The 24,939-nt window shown below is 52.5% G+C and carries 21 protein-coding genes; 9 read left to right on the forward strand and 12 right to left on the reverse strand.

Annotated elements, in window-relative coordinates; genetic code table 11:
- Positions 1-7: 7 nt before the first annotated feature.
- The 3 genes from phoA to OGX66_RS11505 all read right to left on the reverse strand — a co-directional run bounded on the left by phoA (position 8) and on the right by OGX66_RS11505 (position 3,215).
- Positions 8-1,423, reverse strand: coding sequence for an alkaline phosphatase (phoA, locus tag OGX66_RS11495; RefSeq protein ID WP_088902666.1), 1,416 nt, complete (start codon positions 1,421-1,423; stop codon positions 8-10).
- 104 nt (positions 1,424-1,527) lie between these two features.
- Positions 1,528-1,770: a sigma-S stabilization anti-adapter protein IraP gene (locus tag OGX66_RS11500; protein WP_003021448.1), complete on the reverse strand. Its 243-nt coding sequence runs from the start codon at positions 1,768-1,770 to the stop codon at positions 1,528-1,530.
- 248 nt (positions 1,771-2,018) lie between these two features.
- Positions 2,019-3,215, reverse strand: a complete 1,197-nt coding sequence (locus tag OGX66_RS11505; protein ID WP_003021445.1) for a multidrug efflux MFS transporter — start codon at positions 3,213-3,215, stop codon at positions 2,019-2,021.
- Positions 3,216-3,516: 301 nt separating this feature from the next.
- Between OGX66_RS11505 and ddlA the strand changes: the two genes are divergently transcribed.
- Positions 3,517-4,611 (forward strand): D-alanine--D-alanine ligase, encoded by a 1,095-nt coding sequence (gene ddlA / locus OGX66_RS11510; protein WP_003847629.1) that lies wholly within the window; start codon positions 3,517-3,519, stop codon positions 4,609-4,611.
- Between the two features lie 23 nt (positions 4,612-4,634).
- On the opposite strand, the gene OGX66_RS11515 is transcribed toward ddlA, so the two are convergent.
- Positions 4,635-4,853 carry a DUF2754 domain-containing protein gene (locus tag OGX66_RS11515; RefSeq protein ID WP_003021440.1) on the reverse strand — a complete coding sequence of 73 codons (219 nt, stop codon included), beginning with the start codon at positions 4,851-4,853 and terminating at the stop codon, positions 4,635-4,637.
- 263 nt (positions 4,854-5,116) lie between these two features.
- Here OGX66_RS11515 and OGX66_RS11520 point away from each other — a divergent pair, with 263 nt between their 5' ends.
- Positions 5,117-5,440, forward strand: a complete 324-nt coding sequence (locus OGX66_RS11520; RefSeq protein WP_003021437.1) for a DUF2755 family protein — start codon at positions 5,117-5,119, stop codon at positions 5,438-5,440.
- Here the strand turns inward: OGX66_RS11520 and OGX66_RS11525 are convergent.
- Both OGX66_RS11525 and sbmA read right to left on the reverse strand, forming a co-directional pair.
- Positions 5,425-6,528: a DUF1615 domain-containing protein gene (locus tag OGX66_RS11525; protein WP_088902668.1), complete on the reverse strand. Its 1,104-nt coding sequence runs from the start codon at positions 6,526-6,528 to the stop codon at positions 5,425-5,427. The two genes, OGX66_RS11520 and OGX66_RS11525, sit on opposite strands and share 16 nt — an antisense overlap.
- Before the next feature lie 15 nt (positions 6,529-6,543).
- Positions 6,544-7,764: a peptide antibiotic transporter SbmA gene (sbmA, locus tag OGX66_RS11530; RefSeq protein WP_003836023.1), complete on the reverse strand. Its 1,221-nt coding sequence runs from the start codon at positions 7,762-7,764 to the stop codon at positions 6,544-6,546.
- A gap of 384 nt (positions 7,765-8,148) precedes the next feature.
- Between sbmA and ampH the strand changes: the two genes are divergently transcribed.
- Positions 8,149-9,306: a D-alanyl-D-alanine-carboxypeptidase/endopeptidase AmpH gene (gene ampH, locus OGX66_RS11535; protein WP_270921562.1), complete on the forward strand. Its 1,158-nt coding sequence runs from the start codon at positions 8,149-8,151 to the stop codon at positions 9,304-9,306.
- A 1-nt stretch (position 9,307) separates the two neighbouring features.
- Here ampH and iprA read toward each other — a convergent pair whose 3' ends face one another.
- Together iprA and ehaB are read right to left on the reverse strand one after the other, a co-directional pair.
- A complete protein-coding gene (gene iprA / locus OGX66_RS11540) occupies positions 9,308-9,931 on the reverse strand; it encodes a hydrogen peroxide resistance inhibitor IprA (RefSeq protein ID WP_003847633.1) in 624 nt (207 codons plus the stop codon).
- Positions 9,932-10,020: 89 nt separating this feature from the next.
- Positions 10,021-12,945 carry an autotransporter adhesin EhaB gene (gene ehaB, locus OGX66_RS11545; protein WP_046669804.1) on the reverse strand — a complete coding sequence of 975 codons (2,925 nt, stop codon included), beginning with the start codon at positions 12,943-12,945 and terminating at the stop codon, positions 10,021-10,023.
- A 508-nt stretch (positions 12,946-13,453) separates the two neighbouring features.
- On the opposite strand from ehaB, the gene hemB reads away from it, so the two are divergent.
- Positions 13,454-14,428 (forward strand): porphobilinogen synthase, encoded by a 975-nt coding sequence (gene hemB / locus OGX66_RS11550; protein WP_003021420.1) that lies wholly within the window; start codon positions 13,454-13,456, stop codon positions 14,426-14,428.
- Between the two features lie 59 nt (positions 14,429-14,487).
- Here hemB and tauD read toward each other — a convergent pair whose 3' ends face one another.
- From tauD to tauA, 4 genes are read right to left on the reverse strand one after another with little or no spacing between them, the layout of a single operon-like run.
- Complete coding sequence (gene tauD, locus OGX66_RS11555; RefSeq protein ID WP_088902671.1) at positions 14,488-15,336, reverse strand: taurine dioxygenase; 849 nt, start codon at positions 15,334-15,336, stop codon at positions 14,488-14,490.
- Positions 15,333-16,163 carry a taurine ABC transporter permease TauC gene (gene tauC / locus OGX66_RS11560; protein WP_088902672.1) on the reverse strand — a complete coding sequence of 277 codons (831 nt, stop codon included), beginning with the start codon at positions 16,161-16,163 and terminating at the stop codon, positions 15,333-15,335. The genes tauD and tauC overlap by 4 nt, the downstream gene beginning before the upstream one ends.
- Complete coding sequence (gene tauB / locus OGX66_RS11565) at positions 16,160-16,927, reverse strand: taurine ABC transporter ATP-binding subunit (RefSeq protein ID WP_088902673.1); 768 nt, start codon at positions 16,925-16,927, stop codon at positions 16,160-16,162. Before tauB ends, tauC begins: the two co-directional genes overlap by 4 nt.
- A gap of 14 nt (positions 16,928-16,941) precedes the next feature.
- Positions 16,942-17,904, reverse strand: a complete 963-nt coding sequence (gene tauA, locus OGX66_RS11570; RefSeq protein ID WP_003021410.1) for a taurine ABC transporter substrate-binding protein — start codon at positions 17,902-17,904, stop codon at positions 16,942-16,944.
- A gap of 298 nt (positions 17,905-18,202) precedes the next feature.
- Between tauA and OGX66_RS11575 the strand changes: the two genes are divergently transcribed.
- From OGX66_RS11575 to OGX66_RS11595, 5 genes are all read left to right on the forward strand, one after another.
- Positions 18,203-18,841, forward strand: a complete 639-nt coding sequence (locus tag OGX66_RS11575) for a response regulator transcription factor (RefSeq protein WP_270921795.1) — start codon at positions 18,203-18,205, stop codon at positions 18,839-18,841.
- Positions 18,831-20,372: an MASE1 domain-containing sensor histidine kinase gene (locus OGX66_RS11580; protein ID WP_057101214.1), complete on the forward strand. Its 1,542-nt coding sequence runs from the start codon at positions 18,831-18,833 to the stop codon at positions 20,370-20,372. The genes OGX66_RS11575 and OGX66_RS11580 overlap by 11 nt, the downstream gene beginning before the upstream one ends.
- 85 nt (positions 20,373-20,457) lie before the next feature.
- Positions 20,458-21,762: an MFS transporter family glucose-6-phosphate receptor UhpC gene (gene uhpC, locus OGX66_RS11585; protein WP_044714438.1), complete on the forward strand. Its 1,305-nt coding sequence runs from the start codon at positions 20,458-20,460 to the stop codon at positions 21,760-21,762.
- Entirely contained in the window at positions 21,759-22,790 is a 1,032-nt protein-coding gene (locus OGX66_RS11590) for an ABC transporter substrate-binding protein (RefSeq protein ID WP_003021397.1), read from the forward strand. The genes uhpC and OGX66_RS11590 overlap by 4 nt, the downstream gene beginning before the upstream one ends.
- A gap of 69 nt (positions 22,791-22,859) precedes the next feature.
- Positions 22,860-24,938, forward strand: a complete 2,079-nt coding sequence (locus tag OGX66_RS11595) for an ABC transporter permease (RefSeq protein WP_048216772.1) — start codon at positions 22,860-22,862, stop codon at positions 24,936-24,938.
- Position 24,939: the final 1 nt, after the last annotated feature.

Raw genomic sequence — 24,939 nt, forward strand, 5'->3', positions numbered from 1 at the left:
CGTCGGGTTATTTCAGTCCTAACGCCGCTTTCATGGTGTAGAACAGGTCGGTTTGATCGGTCAGGCCAACCACATTCGCCGCATGAGGGCCATAGGCTGCAATACGCAGTTGGCTGCCGGTGTGCTCCTGGGACTCTTCTTCAGAGTTGCCATAGCTAATGACCATCACCGCACCATCTTTGGTGTTCAGCGCTTGCGTTAAACCGGGTGCTTTAGTATCCGGTGCGACTATCTGGCTGGCATGCGCGTGGTCAGCGGTTACCACGACCAGGGTGTTGCCATCTTTCTTCGCAAAAGCAAGCGCACGCTGCACCGCTTCATCCAGATCGACAGTTTCACCAATTTGTCCACACGGGTTAGCGGCGTGATCTTGTTTGTCGATTGACGCGCCTTCCACTTGCAGGAAGAAGCCTTTCTCATTTTTGCTTAACAGCTCAATCGCTTTATCCGTCATCTGTGCCAGAGTCGGCACGCTGTCGTTACGTTTTGGATTTGGCGTGCAGGTCACTACCGGCTTATCCAGATTTCCGTGATAAGACGCTTTCGGGCCTTCCCAACGCACTGGCATATTACCGTCAGAGAACAGACCCAACAGCGGTTTATCCTGATTCGCTTCGGTAATCGCCGCCAGCGTCGCGGTATCACTCACCATCTGGTAACCACGGGCCTGTGCTTGTTCACGCAGCGTTTTACCCTGCCACTCACCTGCCGTAGCTGTTTCAGTAAAAGTTTTTGCCCCGCCACCTAACGTAACATCCGCACGGGCCTTTAATAATTGTTCGGTAATCGACCCTTTACCGCCTTTTTCCAGCGCGTTCGTCGGGCATTTTTCAGCCGTCACGCTCGGGCCATAGCATTTACGCGAAGTGACATGGGCAACCAGTGCGGCAGGCGTGGCATCCTGCAATTCAGCCGTGGAAACGTTACCTGTCGCCAGACCCGCCGCTTTGGCCATTTCCAGAATAGTAGCGTGATTTTTCTCATGAATATCAACGCCCAGAGCACCATTGTAAGTTTTAACACCGGTCGTCCACGCCGTCGCCGATGCTGCAGAATCTGTCACATAATCGGGCTTGCCGGTTTTCTTATCCAACGCATAATGTGTGTATTGTCCGGTCAACGGTAAAGCATCAATACCTTTAAAAAAGCCGCCCGCGCCTTCAGCATAATTTCGCGCTGCCGTTATTTCGGAATCCCCCATCCCATCGCCAATCAGTAAAATAATATTTTTGGCCGGTTTGTCGTTCAGCGATTCGCGCAGAGCCGCGGTTTGGTCGGCAGACAATCGGCGAGCGCCACCCGGCGTGGAGATATCACCTTGAGCGGCACGATTATCCAAAACCGCTACAGTAGATGTTTCTGCATTAATAACCGGGGTAAACAGCAAAGGTAACAGGGCAATAGCGAGTGCGCTTTGTTTCACTTTATATTCTCCATGTATAAATACGGTAAAATTAAAACAAAGCGACTATAAGTATTTGATGTGACACTTTTATGATAATTTGTGGGTGCCCCGCCACAGATGGTTCAAAACGCTTTTGGTACGATCTCGCAAGCGTTATGTATGTTCGTCAGAAACGCGGGCATGCGGTTTACATCAGCCAGCGCCCCCTCAATTTGACGAATAAATATTTGCCGATCGTTCCACGCCATATTGCGCAGCATTTCGATGATTACTCGCTCTAACGTTTCGACCTGTACCGCCAGATCTTGCGACTCTTCTTCTTTTTGCGCGAGTTTAAGTAACAACTCAGTGACGAGGTTTTTCATTTGCCTATTCCCTTAACAAAATATGGGTCACGTTATCATTAAGGCTCACGACTGCCTAGAGGATGAAAGTTGTATTTTTATAAGTAATAAAACGATTTGCGAAAACAATCACAACACAAAATAAGGGTAAATGCGTCTTGACGCAGAATGATTCAATATAAAAAGGTAAGAAAATTAATAATCACACAAATATACAATACACAATTATGGATTAACAACGCTGACAGGCAGCGTTGTTAATCAGGAGCTCAACGCCCCCCGCGCCGACGTCGCAACGCAATAGCCAATTGCCAGATATTGATAAGCACAATGCTTGCTGTAGCAATGAACACCCAACGGAACCCCGCCATTGCCGAAACCGTCGCCCCCATTAATGGCCCGGCGACGTTGCCGAGATACATAAATGACTGGTTATAACCAAAGATGCGCCCGGTTATCTGATCGCTGGAGTATTTCACTAACAGCGTCTGCACCGCCGGCAACATCGCACCGTCGGCAAAGCCAAGCAGAAAACGGAGAACTCCCAACTGCAACGGCGTGGTGACCCACGACATAGCGAAAAACAGCACCACCGCGAAGATTAACGTCGCCATTAAAATCCGCTCAGTACCAATACGGTCGCCTAATTTACCAAGTCGAGGCGCGGAAATCAGAGCAGAAATGCCCGGTACTGAGGCTATCAGCCCGCTGAGAAAGGCAATATTCGAACTATCTGGGACCATTGATTTAATAAACAGCGCCAGAATTGGCCCAATTGAACCGTTACAAAGTTGAATCACCATGGTGGTAAAAAACAGGCTGATCACCAGCGCCGGATGTGAAAGCGAGGCAAATACGGCCTTCCCACTCAGACGTTCGCTTTTTTTAATCGTCGGACGAACGCCCTCTTTGATCAAGAACAGTGTGACCAGAAAACTCACCACCAGCAAAGCGGCGGTAATACAGAATACCGCCCGTAAGCCAACGTGATCGGCAATAAAGCCCCCCATTAACGGTCCACCAATGACACCGCTAATTTGCGCCGTCGACAGCGTACTCAGCGCCCAACCGCTGCGTTCACGCGGAACCTGTGACGCGACCAGCGCCATCGCATTAGGAATATAACCGGAGGTTAACCCCATCACCCCGCGCAGCAGAAAAAGTTGCCAGACGTTAGTAGCAAATGCCTGTAGCAAAATCGCAATGGCCATACCCAGTGAGGCCCGCAGCAGCATTAGCTTGCGTCCTTTGCGGTCGGCTAAACTGCCCCACATTGGAGAGACAATAGCTGAAATCAGGAAGGTGACGCTGAACGTTAATCCGGACCACATTGAGAGCGCTTCATGCGAGGTCACGCCCAGTTGGGAGATATAGAGTGGTAAAAAAGGCAAGATTTGGCTAATCGCCAGTCCGGTAAAAAAGCACCCGAACCAAACGGAAATAAGGTTAACTCTCCAGGATTCCATAAGGACTCATAACGATAAGTAGCTGAAAACTGCGAGCAGCTTAACAAATTACTTAGCTGAATAAGGGTCCACAGGTGCGATAAATCACAGTTTAGTATTTTATCTTCCCGCTCATCATATTTGTGATACAGCTCACATCAAACCCATAATATAAGCAGGGGATTATGCTTCGCGTGCGAGCCGCTTGTTTGTTGTGTTCTATTCCCCTGTCGTCAGCCAAAACAATCTGCCAGAAGCCGAGGAAACCTGCGTTTTGTCGTGGTAATGTATGTGCTTTGCATTCATGGAATGGGTTTTTAAGATGGCAAAGTTGCGGGTAGGAATCGTATTTGGTGGTAAATCAGCGGAACATGAAGTGTCATTGCAATCGGCAAAAAATATTGTCGATGCCATCGACAAGACTCGCTTTGACGTTGTGCTGTTAGGTATTGATAAACAAGGGCAATGGCACGTCAGCGATGCCAGTAATTATCTGCTCAATTCAGACGACCCGGCGCATATTGCGTTGCGACCTTCTGAGACCAGCCTGGCGCAGGTACCGGGTAAACAAGCGCACCAGTTGATCGATGCACAAAACGGTCAACCGCTGCCGACGGTCGATGTTATTTTCCCGATCGTACATGGCACTCTGGGTGAAGATGGCTCTCTGCAGGGCATGCTGCGCGTGGCAAACCTACCGTTCGTAGGTTCTGATGTGCTGGGTTCTGCGGCCTGTATGGATAAAGACGTGACCAAACGTCTGCTGCGTGATGCCGGATTAAACATCGCGCCATTTATTACGCTCACTCGCGCCAATCGCAACAGCATCAGCTTTAGCGAAGTGGAATCCCGCCTGGGTCTGCCGTTGTTTGTAAAACCGGCCAACCAGGGATCGTCCGTTGGCGTCAGCAAAGTAACCAGCGAAGCCCAATACGATCAGGCCGTTGCGCTGGCATTTGAATTCGATCATAAAGTCGTGGTGGAGCAAGGGATCAAAGGCCGCGAGATCGAATGTGCGGTACTGGGCAACGATCATCCGCAGGCCAGTACTTGTGGAGAGATTGTGCTGAACAGCGATTTTTACGCTTACGACACTAAATACATTGACGATAACGGTGCCACAGTTGTCGTTCCGGCAGCAATTGCACCAGAGATTAACGACAAGATCCGCGAAATCGCCATTCAGGCCTACCAGACACTGGGCTGTGCCGGCATGGCGCGCGTGGACGTTTTCTTAACTGCTGAAAACGACGTTGTGATCAATGAGATCAACACGCTGCCAGGTTTTACCAACATCAGTATGTACCCGAAGCTGTGGCAGGCGAGCGGTTTAGGCTATACCGATTTGATCACTCGCCTGATCGAACTGGCGCTGGAACGCCATGCTGCGGATAGCGCGCTGAAAACCAGTATGTAAACCCGCCAGGATGCCTGATATAGCTATTGGGCATCCTTTACTTCATCATCTTCAACGCGGCGACGGATGATTAATCCGGCCAGCCAAAAGCTAATCACCCAGGTGACCAGCCCTACCGCATAGGTTTGCCACCCCTGCGCTTCAAAACCGAGTAAGCCCACCACGCCATTCAGAATAAAGATAAGCCCAATAGCGAAGGCATAATAGTGCCAGTCTCGGCGGATTTTTACAGGCAGATTCATAACAGCTCCGGTGGAAATACAACACAGGGAGGCATCCTCGCACATTTCCCCGTGGGCGTCTGTGGCCTGTGCGGAATTTCTTAAATGTAACTCAATTTCACTTAAGGTTACATAATTGTGACCACCAACAAAAAACCGAAATCCAGGAATAATCTCTACCTGAAATTACCATCATTCTGATATTGACATTGCCGATCACCTGTCAGACTCACTTTCAGTTACAGGCATTACGTCAAAAAAGCAGGTTATTTCCGGAGGTCTTTATGGCTGATTTTACGCTCTCAAAATCCCTGTTTAAGGGCAAGCATCGGGATCCCTCCTCCCTGCCCGGCAACATTGCGTATGCCGTATTTGTGCTGTTTTGCTTCTGGGCGGGCGCGCAGATTTTAAATCTGTTGGCCCACGCTCCCGGCATCTATGAGCAGTTGATGCAGTTGCAAATGCAAGAGACAGGGCGCCCGCGAGTTGAAATCGGCCTGGGCGTCGGAACCCTTTTTGGACTGGTCCCTTTTCTCGCCGGAAGCCTGATTCTTGGCGCCATCGCGGCATTCGCGCGTTGGCGCCGCCGTCATCATAACGATGACTGACCCATACATTTCGCCCGACGATCGTCCACGCGTTTAGCAAACCACGCGGTAGTCAGGTTACGTGTGATCTTCGGGCTTTCCAGTTGAATGCCAGGCAGCATTTCACGGGGAAGCGTTTTCCCCGCCTTCGCTTCCGCCAGCTTATAGACTTTCTCGTACAGCGCGGTCTCTTCAAAGGCCTGGCTGTCACCTTTTTGCAGTTGACGGCGGATCTCACTCTCGCTCATCCCTAGCTTCCCGGCCAGTTTACGTACCGCCAGCTCGGTTTTGCCCGGCTCGCTGCTGCCATAGAGAATTAAATCACCGTCCATCGCCAGCTTCACGCCGCTGGCTTTACTGACCGCATTCTGGAAAGCTGCATTGCGGCTGGCATACCACCCGGCATTGAAATCGGCGAAGCGGAAAATTGGCGCACTGTAATTCGCCGGGTAGTTAAGCAGATGATACGTACCGAACCACAGCCCACCGCGGCGGCTAAATACTTCCTGGCGCACGGTTCCCGCCATTTTCCACGGGTAGCCGCTGGCATGCTGCTCAGCAAAGGCGATGCTAACCTGCATCGGCCCACCGGTATGCACCGGATTAAGCGAACCAAATAACGTCTGCCCCATCGGTACCATGTTGATAAAATCATCAAAGATCGCGCTAAGCTGTTTTTCGGTTTTCACCGTATCCAGGCGCTCGCTGTAGCTTTTCCCCGTTGGCGAGTTAATCTTCAGCGCGGTATGCACCACAAATAGCGGGATGTGCATACGCTCGGCACGACGATCGATCTCTTTCCAGGCGATTTTACTTAAGTTCGGCACGGCTGGATCCGCCTGGTAATTTGACTCCTGTTGCGCGACCGCCAGCACCGAACAGATGTTTTCAACCGTCGGCGCCAGCTTCTGGCTTTCAAAAGTCTTTGCCAAATCCTGCGCCCATGCGTCCCGGTCTTTCACGCTGGCGGGCATTTTCTGGCGCACCACGCTCGCCACATCGACGGCTTTCTCCCCCTTTTTTAGCGGCTGCGCGGGTTGGCTACTACATCCCACCAGCACCAGTGCAGCAAGACCAGACAAGGGGTAAAGACGGGAAACCGTCGACATAACATCTCCTTATTATTAACTCAGTGTATGGGTAACTTCCTGAATATCCTGACCATCAAGCTCTCGTTCAAAGCTGCGCAGACGCTTATAAATAGACATCAGTTCCACTAACGTTGTCCAGGAGTTAATCAGATACTGGAACGAGCCGCGCACCTGGCCAAACACGTTGGTGATTTGCGTCATCAGGCCGAGCGTAATCGTACCGGCAACAATCGACGGAAACAGCAGGAACAAACCGAAAACGTTATCAACCTGCAGGTAAAGAATACGGGCGATATTGAAGTACATATAGTGAAAATAGAGACGGAAGTAATTTTGGCGTACCGCATGAAACAGTTCACGCACCGTCGGTGGCGTCGCACGGTTGCCATCATCTTCGCCATAGACCAGTTCTTTACGATAGGCCGCTTCCACGCGCTGGTTTTTAAACTCCAGCCCTGGAAGTTTTATCCCGACCACGGCCAGCAAACCGGTTCCCATCAGCGACCAGACAATCGCGGCAATCACCAGGCCATAAGGCACATGTCCAACAATCGGCAGGTCAGGAACATGGGCAGAGAGCGTAACCAGTACAGGCAGGAAGGCAATCAGCGTCATAATCGCGTTGATAAAGCTGACGCCCATATCTTCCAGCGTAGAAGCAAAACGCATGGTGTCTTCCTGCACACGCTGCGCTGCGCCTTCGATGTGACGCAAATGCTGCCAGTGCGCCATATAGTGTTCGTTCATCGCGGTACGCCAGCGGAATACGTAGTGGCTGACGAAGAAGTTGTTCATCACGCCAATGACCACGGCTATCAGCGCAATGCCGAGAAAAATGCCAACCTCATGATAGAACTGCTCAATCTTCACCTTGTGTGGTGTGCTGAGCGCAGTTTGAATTAGGTCATAAAATGGCGCGTACCAGGCGTTGACAGCGACGCCGACTTCAACCAGAAACCAGGTCACAAAAATAATCAGCGATGTGCCCAGAATAGACCAGTACTGCCAGCGGTGTGGGCTGTAGAGAAACCAGAACAGCGCGAACACCCCGACACAAAGAATGTAGTACGCATAAAAAATCAGATAATCCAACGACCAGAAACGCGCTGCGCTAATAGGTACGTCTCCCGACGCTCCGGTAATATGTGCAACCCAGGCTCCCCCACCTGCTTGCCAGAATACAACGGCGACAAGTGCCCAAATAAATGCCGAAATAAAGAACGGCCCCGGCTTTGGGAAAAAAGACTTAAACATAGTGCTCTCCTGCTAACTTCTTATCGTTATGACGACTGCTGTGCATTTGCCACCGTGGAGTGCGGAGGCCAGACGGCTTACGCCCAAAAACACAAGCTGAAACCGACAATTGTGACCAAAACCGAGGCACTTAGTTCGCACCTCGGTTATGAAGAATTGTTTCTGTGGTTTTCACACTCGACAACGTTCCAGTATGTGCAGATTATCACAGCGTAAGATCACAAAAGCGAACATCCGCAATCCAGGAAACTCCTACGTTTACTCATCGTTACGTTTTTCCCACTATCATTGGTTGATAAGCGCTTTGCAATACGCCGATGAGTAGTATAAATACGCATACGCACGACATCCTTTTTCACTTTCTCTAACTCATGGACACCACCGTTGAAACGTAGTCTGCTTTTTTCTGCCGCGCTGTGTGCGGCGTCATTGACATCAGTCCAGGCGGCACAGCCTATAACCGATCCGGTTTTCGCCTCCGATATCGTCGATCGTTATGCCGACCATATATTTTACGGCAGTGGTGCTACGGGGATGGCGCTCGTGGTGATTGATGGTAATCAGCGCGTATTTCGCAGCTTTGGCGAAACGCGTCCCGGTAACAACGTCCATCCACAGCTTGATTCCGTGATTCGAATTGCCTCAATCACTAAATTAATGACCAGCGAAATGCTGGTGAAATTGCTCGATCAGGGCACGGTCAAACTCAACGATCCATTGAGTAAATATGCACCTCCAGGTGCACGCGTGCCGACTTATCAGGGCACGCCGATTACGCTTGTGAATCTGGCGACGCATACCAGCGCGCTGCCGCGCGAGCAGCCTGGCGGCGCGGCAAAGCGCCCGGTGTTTGTCTGGCCAACCCGCGAGCAGCGCTGGAGCTATCTCTCTACTGCCACGTTGAAAGCCGCACCGGGTTCACAGGCATCTTATTCCAACCTGGCGTTTGACCTGCTGGCCGATGCGCTGGGAGCGGCCTCTGGTAAGCCTTATCCGCAGCTGTTTGAAGAAAAAATCACCCGTCCGCTGGGGATGAAAGACACCACCTTTACCCCGTCCCCCGATCAATGCCGACGCCTGATGGTCGCGGAAAAAGGCGCCAGCCCCTGTAACAATACGCTGGCGGCAATGGGCAGCGGCGGCGTCTATTCTACGCCCGGCGATATGATGCGCTGGATGCAGCAGTATCTCTCTTCTGACTTTTATCATCGTAGCCAGCAGGCCGACCGGATGCAGACGCTGATTTATCAGCGTACGCAGTTAACTAAAGTGGTGGGAATGGATGTTCCAGGCAGAGCCGATGCGCTTGGTTTGGGCTGGGTCTACATGGCGCCGAAGAATGGCCGACCGGGAATTATTCAAAAAACCGGCGGCGGTGGTGGTTTCATCACCTATATGGCGATGATCCCACAACAAAACGTCGGGGCGTTTATCGTGGTGACCCGTTCTCCGCTAACCCGTTTTACCAATATGAGTGACGGTATCAACAATCTGGTTGCAGAGTTGAGCGGGAACAAACCGCAGGTTATTCCCGCATCCTGAGTTAATACTCAAAAGGCAAACGGTTAATGCTCACCAGTTTGCCTTTATTCATTTCAATGTAACCACCTTTACGCAAAGCCGCGAGAACCTCAGCGACAACCGAGCGGGAAATTCGCGTGCGTTGGTGAATATAGTTCATGACGCCGATACGCGAACGCAGTACGTCGTCCCATTTCATCATGGATATCAGCGTCGCGCGAATCTGATCGTAGGAGTTATTGCCGATCAACTGCAGATCTCGCAATTCAAGCATGGAATTTTGCCATGCCAACCAACAAAAAGCTTCACGCCAAAGCTGGCACTCTTCAATTATATTAATTGTTTGTGAGGCAGGTAGATGGTATCCCGTACAATCGCTTTCCGTGATTAATCTGTATTGTATATCTGTTTTCATCACGCCATCTGAAAGCCCCATAATAAATGGCGCCTGTGCAATACCGACCAGCACATTCTCCCCTCGCCTCAGGGAAATTACACCATTTAAAATGATAAAGGTATCGTCACTGTTTATATCACTGGAATAAATTATTTCTTTATCGTTATCACACTCAAAGTGTTTGCCATATTTCGACAAACATTTATCAAGCTTACCAAATTCCACAAGCGGTTTATTTGCAGACAACATCTGAGCATTCCTTGCAATAAATGCCCGTCAAATCCGTGACGGGCATTTTTCTGAGTTAGATTATCTTTTCTTTAACAACGAGAGATGTCTTACCAGGTATATTTAACGCCAACATTTGCAGACCAGTCTTGATCTACATCACCACCACCAAGATAGTTAGCATCGGTGTAGGCGCTGAAGTTTTTGGTAAAGCTGAACTGAGTACCCAGTCCAACACGTACCGCAGAACCTTCTACACCGTTGTCGATAGAATCGCCGTTTACGTCAGAATCGTTGTTAGAGTCGTCGTAAACGTAGGCCAGTTTGAAGTACGGAGTCAGCGCCTGATCTTCGCTATAGGCGAAGGTATAACCTGCATCTACACCGAGTTCATAGCGCATGCTGTCATAAGACTGACCGTCAACTTTCATGTCGTTGCTCAGCTTATAATCATCACCAGACTGGAACAGACCGGATACGCTGCCGTATGGCGTTACGTAGCCTGCGTCACCCAGCTTCAGGTCATAACCCAGTTTCAAGCCAAAGCCCCAGGCATCAGAAGAGGTGCTGCCATCAACATACTGACCGTTGCTCATGTTAGCAGACAGATCGTTGTTGAAGTGGGAGTAGCTTAAGTTACCGTCAACAAAGATGTTGTTGTCAAAGCGAGCAGAAGAGTAGATGTAGGCAGTCTGGCTATCCTGATCCACCTGACCGGTACGGTCGCTCATATCACCTTTCGCGAAGCCTGCTGCAGCACCGACAATCCACTTAGCGTTGTTACCATCAATTTTGGAATCAACACCAACCATGATGCCGTTAACATCCTGATCGTAGTTAATGGTGCCGTTATCTGCATCGAAGCTACCACCGAAGTAGCTTACCCATGCACCACCGTTATCAACCAGACCATGACGTGCGTTAGTCAGACGAGTACCAACGGTGTCTTGTTCCAGGTTCCAGATATTGGTGTTAGCAGACGGGATGCTCAGCGCCATGTTCGCGTAGTCTGTCAGTTCCATCTGCTGCAGAACAACGGTGTTACCCTGCTGCTGTGCCTGATAGGTGTAAGCACCGAGGTCAGCTTTGTTGGCTGCAGAGAAGGTCGCGTTGCTGTTCGTGTCATTAACGTAGATCAGCTCGTTACCTTTGTAATCAGCAACAGAGCCTGCGCCGGTCGCGTTGTCGATACGCACTTTATAGTTACCGGTTGCTGCCGCGACATGGTCACCGTAGTTATCAACTTCAGACTGATCGCCTGAGGTGTCGGAATCGCCGTTACCGTTGATAGTCAGATGACCATCAGAGTTCATCGCGATCACGCCATAACCGTAGTTAGCCTGGGTCGTATCGTTGGTACGATCGTTGGTCAGGTCAGCATTCAGTACATAGTTAGTGCTGTTGATGTCGAAAACACCCGCATTAACATGGTTGTAAGCGTCGGTGTAGCTGGTCAGATTCAGCGTATCAACCTGCAGTGCATCACCTGTGCTGTTACCCACATCCAGAACACCGTTGTTGGTAACGTTGATGGTGTTGGCATACAGTGCAGCACTTCCTACACTCCAGCCAGCAGCAACATCATCAGCAATTGTGACGGTACTGTTGTCAATAGACAGGGTATCGGTCGCAACATGACCATCTTCGTTGATGTTCAGTGCAGAACCACCGGTCAGGCCAATAGTGTCGGAGATCAGGGTAGAATCACCCACGTTGACGACGGAACCGCTGTTGATGCTCAGGGTATCAATCAGAGAAGTTTTGGTGGTATCCCACTGTGAAGCGCCGTTCAGCGTGACGTTGAACAGACCGCTCTGGTAAACAGCGTTGCCAACCACATGACCATTTTCGTCATAAGAGGTCGTGTCGCTATCAATACCGTAGGTTGAATTTGGCCACAGGCTGTTAGCGGTGATGTCGATCAGCGTAGCGGTGGCTTCAGTACCCGCAGCGTAGCTGTCATAAACACCGTCACCATCAACATCAACCTGATGTACGGACATGGCCGCACCAACCCACTTGCTGCCGTTGTTCAGAGTCAGATCCAGACGGTCAGTACCATCCCATCCGTTGGTATCCAGATCGGCATCGGTATCACGATAAGTATCAGCACCGTTCGGGAAGAAGTTCTCGTCAAAGTTGCTGGAGAACAGCACATCGCCCATCAGCGTGGAATTATTAAACGTGGCGCTGGTCTGCATCGCGTTATCAGCATTCGGATGAGCAATAACCGCTAATGCGACATCATTAGCGTTCCAGCCGTTACCGTTGTAGTCGCTCGCATTGCTGGTGTTGCCAAACCAACCGGAGGTACCTTCATCAGACCATGAGCCAGAGGTCAAGGTAGAATCGGTAACAACAATGGTGTTGTTAAACACTTCGCCGCTATTTACGCCAGTGCTGACGGTATTATCGTCAATATCTTCCCACTCATAACCCTGAGTCAGCGTAATACCCGCAACGTGAGAGTTGTTGGAGATAGACAGATCAACTTCTTGATCCAGCGTGATAGCCGTCCCCAGGTTATAAACGTCGACAACGTGCGTGTCAGCCGCGTCATTATACGTACCGTTGTAGGTATAATGTTCGTAGTTGTCATCAATCGTTGAGTTGATAACGTTCATCGCCAGGCGATCGTAGTAGTAGTCGGTACCTGTACGGTTAGTACAATCCGTGGTCATACATTCGGATGTCACCATACCATGAATGGTACTGTTTTTAATCGTCAGGCTGTTGTTATTGGTGTTAGTAGACAGCCCATCATCCAGATAATAAGTAGAAATAACGCCGTTGACAGTAGCGTTATTGATTACCGGATAAATATCACCGTTATAAATACTATCGGTGTCGTAATTGTTCCACCCGACATATCCATCGTAATAGACGCCATCAGCATAAGATGCATCATTATAATGGGTAAACGTTGTGTAGGCGGTCCCAGAGATATCAGTAGAAGCATTCGCCTGAGAAGTGATTGCCAAAGTGCAGGCTAATGCTAATTGTGATACTACAAGTTTCTTTTTCCAAATGTGCATTTGTCATCCCTCCTCAGGGACGTAATATAGTTGATCCATCAATTATCAATGCAAAGAAAACATTTTATGTTTCGCAGGGACGATTATGCGGTTTCATTAAGGAAAGGTTCAATTATTCTTTGCCCGTTGTCCGAAACCGGACAACGTAATAAATTCAATTCACGCCATTTAAGAAATATAAAAACCAATATTTTCAATCAATTAAAAAGAATCAATATTCAAAATATACAATTTACCAATGAATCAGAACGCAAACAAATAAATAACCAATAAATAAACCCAATCTATACGCCACGCTATAAAAGCAAACATATAGATATTTAAAATAATAAAAAAAACAACAAACAAAATAATGAATATGAATAAATTGCTATGCTTGTGAATAAATTGCGCTAATGATTCATCCCTTCGTTACAGGAAATCCAGATATAACGCCAACTTTCGTAAACCACACGCCCTCAGGTTCGGGTATACTACGGCCTTCGATTCCACAAACATCAGGCATACCATGACAGACCTAATCCAACGCCCTCGCCGCCTGCGCAAATCTCCCGCGCTGCGCGCTATGTTTGAAGAGACAACACTCAGCTTAAATGACCTGGTGTTGCCGATCTTTGTTGAAGAAGAACTCGACGATTACAAAGCTATCGACGCCATGCCAGGCGTGATGCGTATTCCAGAGAAGCACCTGGCGCGCGAAATTGAACGCATTGCTAATGCTGGCATCCGCTCGGTGATGACTTTCGGCATTTCCCACCATACGGATGACACTGGTAGCGATGCCTGGAAAGAAGACGGCCTGGTGGCGCGCATGTCGCGTATCTGCAAACAGACCGTGCCGGAAATGATCGTCATGTCCGACACCTGCTTCTGCGAATACACCTCACACGGCCACTGCGGCGTGTTATGCGATCACGGCGTGGATAACGATTTAACCCTTACCAACCTCGGCAAGCAGGCGGTGGTTGCCGCCGCAGCGGGTGCGGACTTCATCGCACCTTCCGCCGCAATGGATGGTCAGGTACAGGCGATTCGCCAGGCGCTGGACGCCGCGGGCTTCACCGATACCGCTATCATGTCCTACTCCACTAAGTTTGCCTCATCTTTTTACGGCCCATTCCGTGAAGCCGCGGGCACCGCGCTGAAAGGCGATCGTAAAACCTATCAGATGAACCCGATGAACCGTCGGGAAGCGATTCGCGAATCGCTGCTGGATGAAGCCCAGGGCGCAGACTGCCTGATGGTCAAACCGGCTGGCGCATACCTCGATATTCTGCGTGATATCCGCGAGCGCACCGAGCTGCCGATTGGCGCTTATCAGGTCAGCGGTGAATACGCGATGATCAAATTCGCGGCGCTGGCGGGGGCTATAGATGAAGAGAAAGTGGTGCTGGAAAGCTTAGGGTCGATCAAACGCGCTGGCGCGGATCTGATCTTCAGCTACTTCGCACTGGATCTGGCTGAGAAAAAAATTCTGCGTTAATAACGCCTAACCGGGCCTACAGGTCGTAGGCCCGGCAAGTGAAGCGTCTCCGGTAATCATCACGCCCGATAAAACGGCTTATCTCCCAGAATCGTTGCCCGATGCATAATGCGCCGCTGCGGCAGATAATCCGCATTCGCATAATGCTGCGTCACGCGATTATCCCAAATCGCCACATCGTTGGGCTGCCAGCGCCAGCGCACCTTAAACTCCGGTTTGGTGATATGCGCGAACAAAAAGCTCAGTAACGCCTCGCTCTCTTTTTCCGTGACATCAACAATTCGCGTGGTAAATCCTTCATTCACGAACAGCGCCTGCTTCCCGCTCACCGGATGCGTGCGCACCACCGGATGCAGCAACGGTGGATGTTTAGCGACGGCCTCCAGCCAGCGCAGGTGCTCCTCTGGGGTCTTGCGATATTTATATTCCTGAAATGATTTACGGAAATCATGCTCTGCCCGCAGGCCACTCAGCAACTGACGGAACGGCTCAGACAATGCTTCATAAGCGGCAATCCCACTGGTCCACAGAGTGTCGCCCCCGGTTGATGGCAGCTCTTTCGCCGCTAAAATCGCCCCGGCAGGCGGCGTGTCGATAAAGGTGACATCGGTGTGCCAGTTGTCGTTATCCGGCGGATTATCGTTATGGGTATCCAGCACGATAATTTCTTCTACTCCTTCGGCATGCGGATAGACCGGGTGAATATGCAGATCGCCAAAACGCAGCGCCAGCGCCCGCTGTTGTTGCGGCGTAATAACCTGCTCGCGCAGAAACACCACCTGGTGGCGCAATACCGCATGATAAAGCTGTTCAAACTGATTATCGCTCAGCGGACGCGCCAAATCCGCACCAGAAATTTGTGCGCCAATATACGGCCCCAGCGGGGTTATGCTCAGACGTTCACTCATTGTACTTCTCCATGCCAGGGCGTCAGACGGCGCTGAAGCGCACGCAGACCCAGTTCTAAAATAAACGCGATAACGGCAATCACCGCGATCCCCGCCAGCACCACATCCGTTGCCAGAAACTCACTGGCAGACTGGACCATAAATCCTAAGCCTCGCGTGGCGGCAATCAGCTCTGCGGCCACCAGCGTCGACCAGCCCACCCCAAGTCCGATACGTAATCCGGTGAGGATCTCAGGTAATGCCCCCGGCAAAATAACAAACCACAGCACCTGCGCACGGCTGGCTCCCAGCGATTGCGCGGCGCGCACTCTCACCTGCTGCGCACTTTTCACTCCCGCCAGCGCCGACATCGCTACAGGGGCAAAAATCGCCAGATAGATAAGCAAGATCTTGGACGTTTCACCGATGCCAAACCAAATGACCATCAGCGGTAGATAGGCCAGGGGCGGAACCGGACGATACAGCTCAATGATCGGATCGAGAATGCCGCGCATCGTCGGACTCAGCCCCATAGCGATTCCAACCGGAACGCCCAGCAGCACCGCCGCCAGCAGCGCGATAACAATACGTGTCAGACTCGCCGCCAGATGCTGCCACAGCGTGGCGTCCATAAATCCCTGCGGACCGGCAATAACGATCAGCTTTTGTAAAACCTGTCCCGGTGGCGGTAAAAACAGCGGACTGACTAACTGCAGCGCCGCCACCGTCCACCACAACGCCAAAATGACGGCCAACGTACCAAGGCTTAAGGTAATCTGCCGCGAGAACGGCCAGCGCCAGTTGAGCGCGCGCTGGCGACGGGGTTTATCATTAATCACCACGCTCATGAAAATGCCTCCCGTTGTTCAAAGACTCGACCTAACACGTACTCGCGCATGGCGATAAACTGCGGATCGGACTTAATGCTGCGACTCGACTCTCCAGCCACAAAGCGACGGGCGAAATTCAGCGGCAGACGCTCCAGTACCCGGCCAGGGCCTGGCGACAGCAATACCAGCTCTGTCGCCATAAACACCGCTTCTTCAATATCGTGCGTAATCAACAGCACCTGTTTGCCAGTCTCATGCCACAGCTTCAGCAGCAGGGTTTGCATCTGCTCACGAGTAAAGGCGTCGAGCGCGCCAAAAGGTTCATCCAGCAACAACAACTGTGGATTGGCCGCCAGCGCCCGCGCAATGCCGACGCGCTGCCGCTGTCCACCGGAAAGCTGCCAGATAAAGCGTTTGCCCGCGTCCTCCAGCCCGACTTTCTGCAACATCTCCAGGGCAATACGCTGACGCTGTGGTTTATCCCCCCCCGCCAGCTGCAGACCAAAAGCCACGTTGTCCTGCACGTTACGCCAGGGCAGCAGACCTTCATTCTGGAACACGACCCCGCGATCTGCCCCCGGACCATCAACCCTGTTACCCGCCAGCGTGATGCTGCCATGCTGATACGGCACAAATCCGGCAATCAGATTTAACAATGTGGTTTTCCCGCAACCGGAAGGTCCAAGTACCACCAGCAGCTCACCGCTATCGAGCATCAGGTTGATATCCTCCAGCGCCGGTTTTCCACCGTAGCTGGCGGCAAGATGAGAGATTTGCAGCATCAGCGCCTCCTTATTTATTGCACGAAGCGATCGGTCACATACTGGCTGTAATCCGTCGCAACAGCGGGGACTTTGCCCTGCTCTTTGAGGAACTGCGCGGTGTCGATAATGGCTTTGTTCACCGGTCCGGTCAGTTCGGCAGTCTGCTGTTGCGGCGTCAGGTAAGTGTTACCTTTCACCAGTCCCGGCACATCCGCTTCCGGCACGCCGCTTAAACGCGACAATTTGCTGATATTCTCCGGCTGCTTCAGCCACTCATCGGGATTAGCGATATAAGGTTGCTGCGCATCGATAGCGCTTTTGGCAAAGGCTTTCACCACCTCAGGATGCTTCTCGGCAAAATCTTTGCGTACCACCCACACGTCCAGCGTCGGTGCGCCCCACTCACCAACCTGCGATGAGTCGGTTAACACCTTGCCGTCTTTTTCCAGTGCATTGACCGCAGGAGCCCAGACGTACGCGCCGTCAATATCCCCGCGCTGCCATGCGGCAATAATCGCAGGTGGTTGCAGGTTCACAATCTCCACCTGACCGGGTTTAATCCCCCAGTGTTTCAACGCCGCCAGCAGGCTGTAATGGGTGGTGGAGATAAACGGCACCGCAATGCGTTTGCCAATCAAATCTTCCGGTTTACTGATGTTTTTCTTCACCACTAGTGCCTCTGAGTTACCAAGCTTTGACGCCAGCAGAAAAACTTCAATGGGTACTTGCTGACTGGCGGCGACCGCCAGCGGGCTGGAGCCAAGATTACCGATCTGCACGTCGCCGGAGGCTAGCGCCCGGACGATGCTCGCGCCGCTGTCGAATTTGCGCCAGTCAACGGTAGCGCCGCTCTCTTTGGCAAAAGTATTATCCGCCTGCGCCACTTTGGCGGGTTCGGCGGAGGTCTGATAAGCGACGGTTACGTTCACCGCCTGCGCCTGAAATGCGATGAATGCCAGTGCACCGAGAAGTGCGTTACGCGATGAAATAGCCATGATTGTCTGCTCCCCTGTCTTGTTATGGAGGCAGTATTTCGTTGCGGCACAATTTGATAAAGGAATTAAAAATTCTGGCTAAGAACAAAGCGTTTTTAGAAAAAAAGCGGCAATAGTTAGTGATTTTGCTCATTACAGATGGAATTCGTAGGCCTGATAAGCGCAGCGCCATCAGGCCTACAGCACCCGGCAAATTATTGCGATTTTGTTACATTCGTTACATAACTACACCTGGATGATTGCCAGCGCGGCGCTGACCGGCATCATAGACGCCATTATCAGGCAAGAGAGTAAAATCATGATTCATGTTGTGCTGGTGGATGACCATGTGGTGGTGCGTTCCGGCTTTGCGCAATTACTCAGTCTCGAAGACGATCTCAACGTTACCGGTCAGTACAGCAGCGCAGCGGAGGCCTGGCCTGCACTTCTGCATGATGACGTCAACGTTGCGGTGATGGATATCGCCATGCCGGATGAAAATGGTCTGAGCCTGTTAAAACGACTGCGGGCACAGAAGCCCGGTTTTCGCGCCATCATTCTCAGCATCTATGACTCACCCACGTTTGTGCAAAGTGCGCTGGATGCCGGCGCCAGTGGCTACCTGACCAAACGCTGTGGACCAGAAGAACTGGTGCAGGCGGTACGATCGGTCGGTATGGGCGGGCATTACCTGTGCGCCGATGCGCTGCGGGCGCTACGCGGCGGCGAACAGCCCGCGCAGGTACTGGAAGTACTGACCCCACGCGAGCGCGAAGTGTTTGAGCTGTTGGTCAAAGGCGACAGCGTAAAAGAGATCGCCTTCAAGCTCGACCTCAGCCACAAGACGGTACACGTTCATCGGGCGAACGTGCTGGGCAAACTGCAATGCCACAGCACCATCGATCTGGTGCATTTTGCCCTCGACCACCAGCTATTACGGGGCATTAATGTCGCGTAGCCTTCGGCATTGGGTTATTTCTCTGTTTATTCTGCTGGCCTGGGGATCGGGCTGGTTGATGCTGTGGACGCTGGGGTTTTACCTGACCCACAACGGCCAGCAGGCGGCGCTGTTCCTGCCACACGGCGTCTATCTCGCGCTGCTCATCCTGCTTTCTCGCCGTTACTGGCCCGCGCTGGTATTGCCGCCGGTGCTGATGTTGTTCTGGCTGCACAGTGAGCAATTATTGAATGGCTATATCCTGCTGGCCGCGCCGTTTATTAGCCTAATTCCGGCGAGCATCGGCCAGTCATACTGGCACCGTTTCCCCCTTTACTGGCAGCGCTTAACGCTGCTGCTGGCCGCGGTGACGCTCACCTCATTGCTCAATACCGCCCTGCTTTCACCGTTTATCCAAAGTCCGGCAACGTTAATTGGCCTGGCGTCGTTTACCGGCGGCGTGCTGCTGACGCCGTTTGTCTATCTGATCTATGAATTTTTGCGCCAGCAGCACCGCTATCATTTGCTCGGGCTGGATACCACCAATCCCCCGCTGCGCACCTCGCTTATCATCTGGTGCAGCCTGTTTTTTATTATTGGCATCGGCACCCAGATGGTGTTGTCGCCGGAGATCGAGCGCCTGTTGCTGATCGTGGTGTTCTTACCGAACGTGGTGATGGCGTGGAAATTTGGCTGGCAGGGCGGCGTGTTGTCCGGATTGCTCGGCAGTATGATGATCACCATCGCCCGGCAAATCGGCGTCGGGTTCAGTAATTTACTGGAGCTGGAGATTTTCCTCGCCACCCAGGCGCTGCTCGGCATAGGGCTGGGGATCGCCATCAGCCGCCAGCAGCATCTGGCGCAAAACCTGCACCATTATCGCCAGCGTCTGGAAACTGAACTGGCGGCGCGTCGCGCGCTGACCGAACAGCTGATCCGCACCGAAGAAAACACGCGCAAAAGCCTGGCGCGGGAACTGCACGACGAAATTGGTCAGAACATCACCGCCATTCAAATTCAATCACAACTGGTCAAACGCGCACCGGGTCGCGAGCAAACGCTTGAAGCGGCAAATCAGATCAACGACCTGGCCCGGCGTATTCACCACTCCACCCGCCAGCTGCTGCGCCAGCTGCGTCCACCCGCGCTCGATGAACTGTCTTTTAAAGATGCACTACATCATCTGGTGAATGAATTTGCTTTTGCTGAACGGGGCATTCGCTGTCGCTTTGATTATCAGCTAGAGAATACGCCAGAAAACGAAACGGTGCGCTTCACGCTGTATCGCCTGTTGCAGGAGTTACTCAATAACGTCTGTAAACATGCCGATGCCAGCGATGTGTCGATTACGCTGCGCCAGCAGGAACATAGCTTGTTTCTGGACGTCGCTGACAACGGCGTGGGTATTCTGCCGGAAAAAATTCCCGGTTTCGGTATCCAGGGAATGCGTGAGCGGGTCAGCGCTCTTGGCGGCGAACTGACGCTCGAATCAAACGGCGGCACGCGGGTAATTGTTAACCTGCCCACAAATTTGCAACAAATCAGCCGCTAACCAGGAAAAAGTCTTAGCCACTCTGGACTTTCTCTCATCCTCTTTTGCTTTCACTTTCCTATAGTCAGCACAAACGGAGACAGCCATGCACGCACGCCCAGCCAGCGAAACAGACCAACAATACCGGGCGCTACGCCCTCGGCTGCTGATGTGTATGGTCATTGGTTACGCAGCGTTTTATCTGACGCGCAAAAGCGTTAACTACGTCCTCCCGGCGCTACAAACGGACCTCGGTCTGGATAAAGGCGATATCGGTCTGTTGGGGTCGCTGTTTTACCTGACCTATGGTCTGTCGAAATTTACCGCCGGCCTGTGGCACGACAGCCACGGACAACGCGCATTTATGGGCATTGGCCTTTTCGCCACCGGTGTTTTGAATGTGCTGTTCGCCTTTGGTGAATCGCTGACGCTACTGCTGGTGGTCTGGACGCTGAACGGATTTTTTCAGGGCTGGGGCTGGCCGCCCTGCGCCCGACTACTGACCCACTGGTACTCGCGCAACGAACGCGGATTCTGGTGGGGCTGCTGGAATATGTCGATCAACATTGGTGGGGCAGTTATCCCACTGATTAGCGCCTTTGCCGCCCACTGGTGGGGCTGGCAGGCAGCGATGCTGGCACCGGGGATTATCAGCATGGCGTTAGGCATTTGGCTCACTCTGCAACTGAAAGGCACGCCCCGGGAAGAGGGATTACCGACGGTTGGGGAATGGCGGCATGACCCGCTGGAGCTGCGTCAGGAACAGCAAAGTCCGCCGATGGGGCTGTGGCAAATGTTACGTACCACCATGCTGAAAAACCCGATGATCTGGCTGCTAGGCGTGTCGTATGTATTGGTCTATTTGATCCGCATTGCGCTCAACGACTGGGGCAACATCTGGCTGACGGAAAGCCACGGCGTGAATCTGCTCAGCGCCAATGCCACGGTGATGCTGTTTGAAGTTGGCGGTTTGCTGGGGGCGCTGTTTGCCGGATGGGGATCGGATCTGCTGTTCAGCGGTCAGCGTGCGCCGATGATTTTGCTGTTCACGCTGGGGCTGATGGTCTCCGTCGCCGCGCTGTGGCTGGCGCCAGTGCACCACTACGCGCTACTGGCAATGTGTTTCTTTACGGTGGGCTTTTTTGTGTTTGGCCCACAGATGCTGATTGGCCTCGCGGCAGTGGAGTGCGGACACAAAGCGGCAGCAGGTTCAATTACCGGTTTTCTCGGGCTGTTCGCCTATCTGGGGGCCGCGCTGGCGGGTTGGCCGCTGTCGCTGGTCATAGAACACTACGGCTGGTCGGGAATGTTCAGTTTGCTCTCGGTCGCCGCTGTCTTTATGGGTTTATTGCTGATGCCACTGCTCATTGCAGGCATTACCCCTTCTCTCAGTCAAAGGATAAAACAATGAAACTGACGCTTACCTCTACACTAATTGCCTCCGCTCTGACGCTGGCAGCCTTCAGCAATGCAGCTCAGGCGCAGGGCCGTCTGGTGGTGTATTGCAGCGCCACTAACGAGATGTGCGAAACCGAAACCAAAGCCTTCGGTGAAAAATATGATGTGAAAACCTCATTCATTCGCAACGGCTCGGGCAGTACGCTGGCGAAAGTGGATGCCGAGAAGAAAAATCCGCAGGCGGATGTCTGGTACGGCGGTACGCTGGATCCGCAGTCCCAGGCCGGTGAAATGGGCCTGCTGCAGCCGTATAAATCACCCAATCTCGAACAGATCATGGAGAAATTCCGCGATCCCGCGAAGGTGAAAGGCAACCTGTCCTCGGCGGTTTACGTCGGTATTCTGGGCTTTGGCGTCAATACCCAGCGCCTGAAAGAGAAAAACCTGCCTGTGCCAAAATGCTGGAAGGATCTGACCAAACCGGAATACAAAGGTGAAATCCAGATTGCTGACCCGCAAAGTTCCGGTACCGCCTATACCGCGCTGGCGACTTTTGCCCAGTTGTGGGGTGAAGATCAGGCCTTTGACTACCTGAAACAGCTCAACGCCAACGTCTCTCAATACACTAAATCAGGCATTGCCCCAGCGCGTAACGCCGCCCGTGGCGAAACGGCGATTGGCATTGGCTTCCTGCACGACTACTCGCTGGAAAAAGAACAGGGCGCACCGCTGGAGCTAATTTCACCGTGCGAAGGTACTGGCTATGAGATCGGCGGCGTTAGCATTCTGAAAGGCGCGCGCAACCTCGATAACGCCAAACTGTTCGTTGACTGGGTACTGTCAAAAGATGCCCAGGAACTGGCGTGGAAGAAAGGTAAGTCCTATCAGATTCTGACCAACACCACCGCCGAGACGTCTCCTAACTCGCTGAAGCTCGACGACCTGAAACTTATCAATTACGACATGGATAAGTACGGCTCGACCGACGTGCGTAAAGCGTTGATCAATAAGTGGGTCAGCGAAGTGAAGATGGGTAAATAAGCCTACATCGGCGATCATTTGCCGGGTGCGGCGTAAATACTGCATCCGGCCTGGAATACCGGAACCGCTATGTCACACACACTTGCACTCCATCCCGTGAAAAAACGGGATGCGATATTTCTTTGGGTTTTGCTTGGCTGGCTGGCGTTTGCCCTGTTGCCAAGCTGGAGCCTGGACTACGGTCTGCTGGAGTCGACAGGCGAGGAAATACTCGCCGCCTACGGCTGGTCACAGTTCAATATCAGTTGGTTATGGTATCTGCTGCCGAGCCTGCTACTGGTGCGCCCGTTCCATGAGGCCAGGCGCGAACAGCGCGGCCGCCATTATCTTGATGCGGGCTGGGCTTTTTTCTGTATGGCGTTTATCGTCGCCAGCGCGACTCTTGAGGGGCGCGGCTTAGGCTATGCCACCATAGTGTTGTTTGTGGCACTTGGCGCGATCATGACCCTGGCGCTCACCCGTCTGGAATGGCTGGGCGGCGACCGTTTCGTCATCGGCTCGCTCACCGCGATTGTCGCCTTGATCGGTATTTTTATCGTCTGGCCAAGTATCGCTATTTTTATTCCGATGTTCACCAACGACGCCGGGGAATTTGCCCCGCTGGCGTTTATGAATGTGCTGTCGCAGGCACATATCATTCAGGTGATCCTCAACTCGATTATGCTGTCGATTGCCGTCGGCGTCGGCTGTACCTTCTTTGGTCTGGTACTGGCTATCTATACCACCCGTATCGCCAGACGCAGCGCTATTATCGGACGAATTTTCTCGATTCTGCCGATCGTCACCCCGCCGTTTGTCGTGGGTTTAGGCGTCACGCTGATGATGGGACGCTCCGGCTACATCACCGAATTTATGGTCGAATGGTTTGGCTTAACCAACACCAACTGGCTGTACGGTTTTACCGGCATCTGGCTGGCGCAGGTGCTGGCCTTCACCCCGATGGCGTTTATGATCCTCGACGGAGCAATCAAAACCATTCATCCATCGCTGGAAGAAGCGTCGTACACCCTGCGTGCCAGCCGCTGGCAGACCTTTAACGGCGTGTTTGTCCCGCTGCTGAAACCAGCGCTGGCGAACGCCTTTTTGATTGTGGTTGTGCAGTCGCTGGCTGACTTTAGTAACCCGCTGGTGCTCGGCGGTAACTTCGACGTGCTGGCAACGCAAATCTACTTCTACATCACCGGTTCGCAGCTCGACTACCAGGCCGCCAGTACGCTGGGTGCCTTCCTGCTGCTGTTCTCGCTGCTGGTGTTCTGCGTGCAATATATGTGGATTGGTAAACGCTCATACGTCACCGTTTCCGGTAAATCCTACCGGGGCGACGTGCAACCGTTACCTGTGACGTTGGTATGGAGCGTGGTCGCGCTGCTGGCGGTGTGGATTGCCTTTAACGCCCTGTTGTACGGCAGCATTTTCTACGGCAGTTTCACCGTTAACTGGGGCGTGGACTACACCCTGACGTTAGCGAACTTTACCAAACTGTTCGGTCAGGGGATGAGCGACGGCGCATGGCCTTCACTGCTCGACACCCTGCTCTACGCCGGTATTGCCGCGCCGATCACCGCCATCTTCGGTCTGCTGATCGCCTGGGTAGTCGTGCGCCAACAGTTTAAGGGCAAGAAGACCATCGAGTTCACCACCATGCTGTGCTTTGCCGTTCCAGGCACCGTCGCGGGCGTATCGTACATTCTGGCCTTTAACAGCGCCCCGGTTTACCTCACTGGTACGGCGGCGATTGTCATTATCTCGATGGTAATGCGTAACGTCCCGGTCGGTATTCGCGCGGGTATCGCGGGCTTAGGCCAGATCGATAAATCACTGGATGAAGCCTCGCTCAGCCTGCGCGCCGGTTCGCTGCGTACCATTACGCATATCCTGCTGCCGCTGCTACGCCCGGCGATCCTTTCGGCGCTGATTTACAGCTTTGTGCGCGCCATTACCACCGTCAGCGCCATTGTGTTCCTCGTCACGCCGGATACCCGCGTAGCGACGGCCTACATCCTTAACCGAGTGGAAGACGGCGAATACGGTGTGGCGATTGCCTACGGTTCCATTCTGATCGTGGTGATGCTGGCGATTATTTTCATCTTTGACTGGCTGATCGGTGAATCACGTACCTCCCGTTCAAAAGCCAAAAACCAGGCGTAAT

The organism is Citrobacter sp. Cf072 (assembly GCF_030334485.1).
In the GTDB taxonomy this organism is placed as follows: Bacteria; Pseudomonadota; Gammaproteobacteria; order Enterobacterales; family Enterobacteriaceae; genus Citrobacter; species Citrobacter freundii.

What these genes read in the sequence shown, in the direction of transcription:
- tauB (WP_088902673.1), bottom strand. Translation starts at nt 16,927, where the DNA reads ATGCTGCAAATCTCTCATCTTGCCGCCAGCTACGGTGGAAAACCGGCG.
- ehaB (WP_046669804.1), bottom strand. Translation starts at nt 12,945, where the DNA reads ATGCACATTTGGAAAAAGAAACTTGTAGTATCACAATTAGCATTAGCC.
- tauD (WP_088902671.1), bottom strand. Translation starts at nt 15,336, where the DNA reads ATGAGTGAACGTCTGAGCATAACCCCGCTGGGGCCGTATATTGGCGCA.
- iprA (WP_003847633.1), bottom strand. Translation starts at nt 9,931, where the DNA reads ATGTTGTCTGCAAATAAACCGCTTGTGGAATTTGGTAAGCTTGATAAA.
- ddlA (WP_003847629.1), top strand. Translation starts at nt 3,517, where the DNA reads ATGGCAAAGTTGCGGGTAGGAATCGTATTTGGTGGTAAATCAGCGGAA.
- hemB (WP_003021420.1), top strand. Translation starts at nt 13,454, where the DNA reads ATGACAGACCTAATCCAACGCCCTCGCCGCCTGCGCAAATCTCCCGCG.
- OGX66_RS11575 (WP_270921795.1), top strand. Translation starts at nt 18,203, where the DNA reads ATGATTCATGTTGTGCTGGTGGATGACCATGTGGTGGTGCGTTCCGGC.
- sbmA (WP_003836023.1), bottom strand. Translation starts at nt 7,764, where the DNA reads ATGTTTAAGTCTTTTTTCCCAAAGCCGGGGCCGTTCTTTATTTCGGCA.
- OGX66_RS11580 (WP_057101214.1), top strand. Translation starts at nt 18,831, where the DNA reads ATGTCGCGTAGCCTTCGGCATTGGGTTATTTCTCTGTTTATTCTGCTG.
- uhpC (WP_044714438.1), top strand. Translation starts at nt 20,458, where the DNA reads ATGCACGCACGCCCAGCCAGCGAAACAGACCAACAATACCGGGCGCTA.
- OGX66_RS11505 (WP_003021445.1), bottom strand. Translation starts at nt 3,215, where the DNA reads ATGGAATCCTGGAGAGTTAACCTTATTTCCGTTTGGTTCGGGTGCTTT.
- OGX66_RS11515 (WP_003021440.1), bottom strand. Translation starts at nt 4,853, where the DNA reads ATGAATCTGCCTGTAAAAATCCGCCGAGACTGGCACTATTATGCCTTC.
- tauA (WP_003021410.1), bottom strand. Translation starts at nt 17,904, where the DNA reads ATGGCTATTTCATCGCGTAACGCACTTCTCGGTGCACTGGCATTCATC.
- OGX66_RS11595 (WP_048216772.1), top strand. Translation starts at nt 22,860, where the DNA reads ATGTCACACACACTTGCACTCCATCCCGTGAAAAAACGGGATGCGATA.
- OGX66_RS11525 (WP_088902668.1), bottom strand. Translation starts at nt 6,528, where the DNA reads ATGTCGACGGTTTCCCGTCTTTACCCCTTGTCTGGTCTTGCTGCACTG.
- OGX66_RS11590 (WP_003021397.1), top strand. Translation starts at nt 21,759, where the DNA reads ATGAAACTGACGCTTACCTCTACACTAATTGCCTCCGCTCTGACGCTG.
- OGX66_RS11500 (WP_003021448.1), bottom strand. Translation starts at nt 1,770, where the DNA reads ATGAAAAACCTCGTCACTGAGTTGTTACTTAAACTCGCGCAAAAAGAA.
- OGX66_RS11520 (WP_003021437.1), top strand. Translation starts at nt 5,117, where the DNA reads ATGGCTGATTTTACGCTCTCAAAATCCCTGTTTAAGGGCAAGCATCGG.
- tauC (WP_088902672.1), bottom strand. Translation starts at nt 16,163, where the DNA reads ATGAGCGTGGTGATTAATGATAAACCCCGTCGCCAGCGCGCGCTCAAC.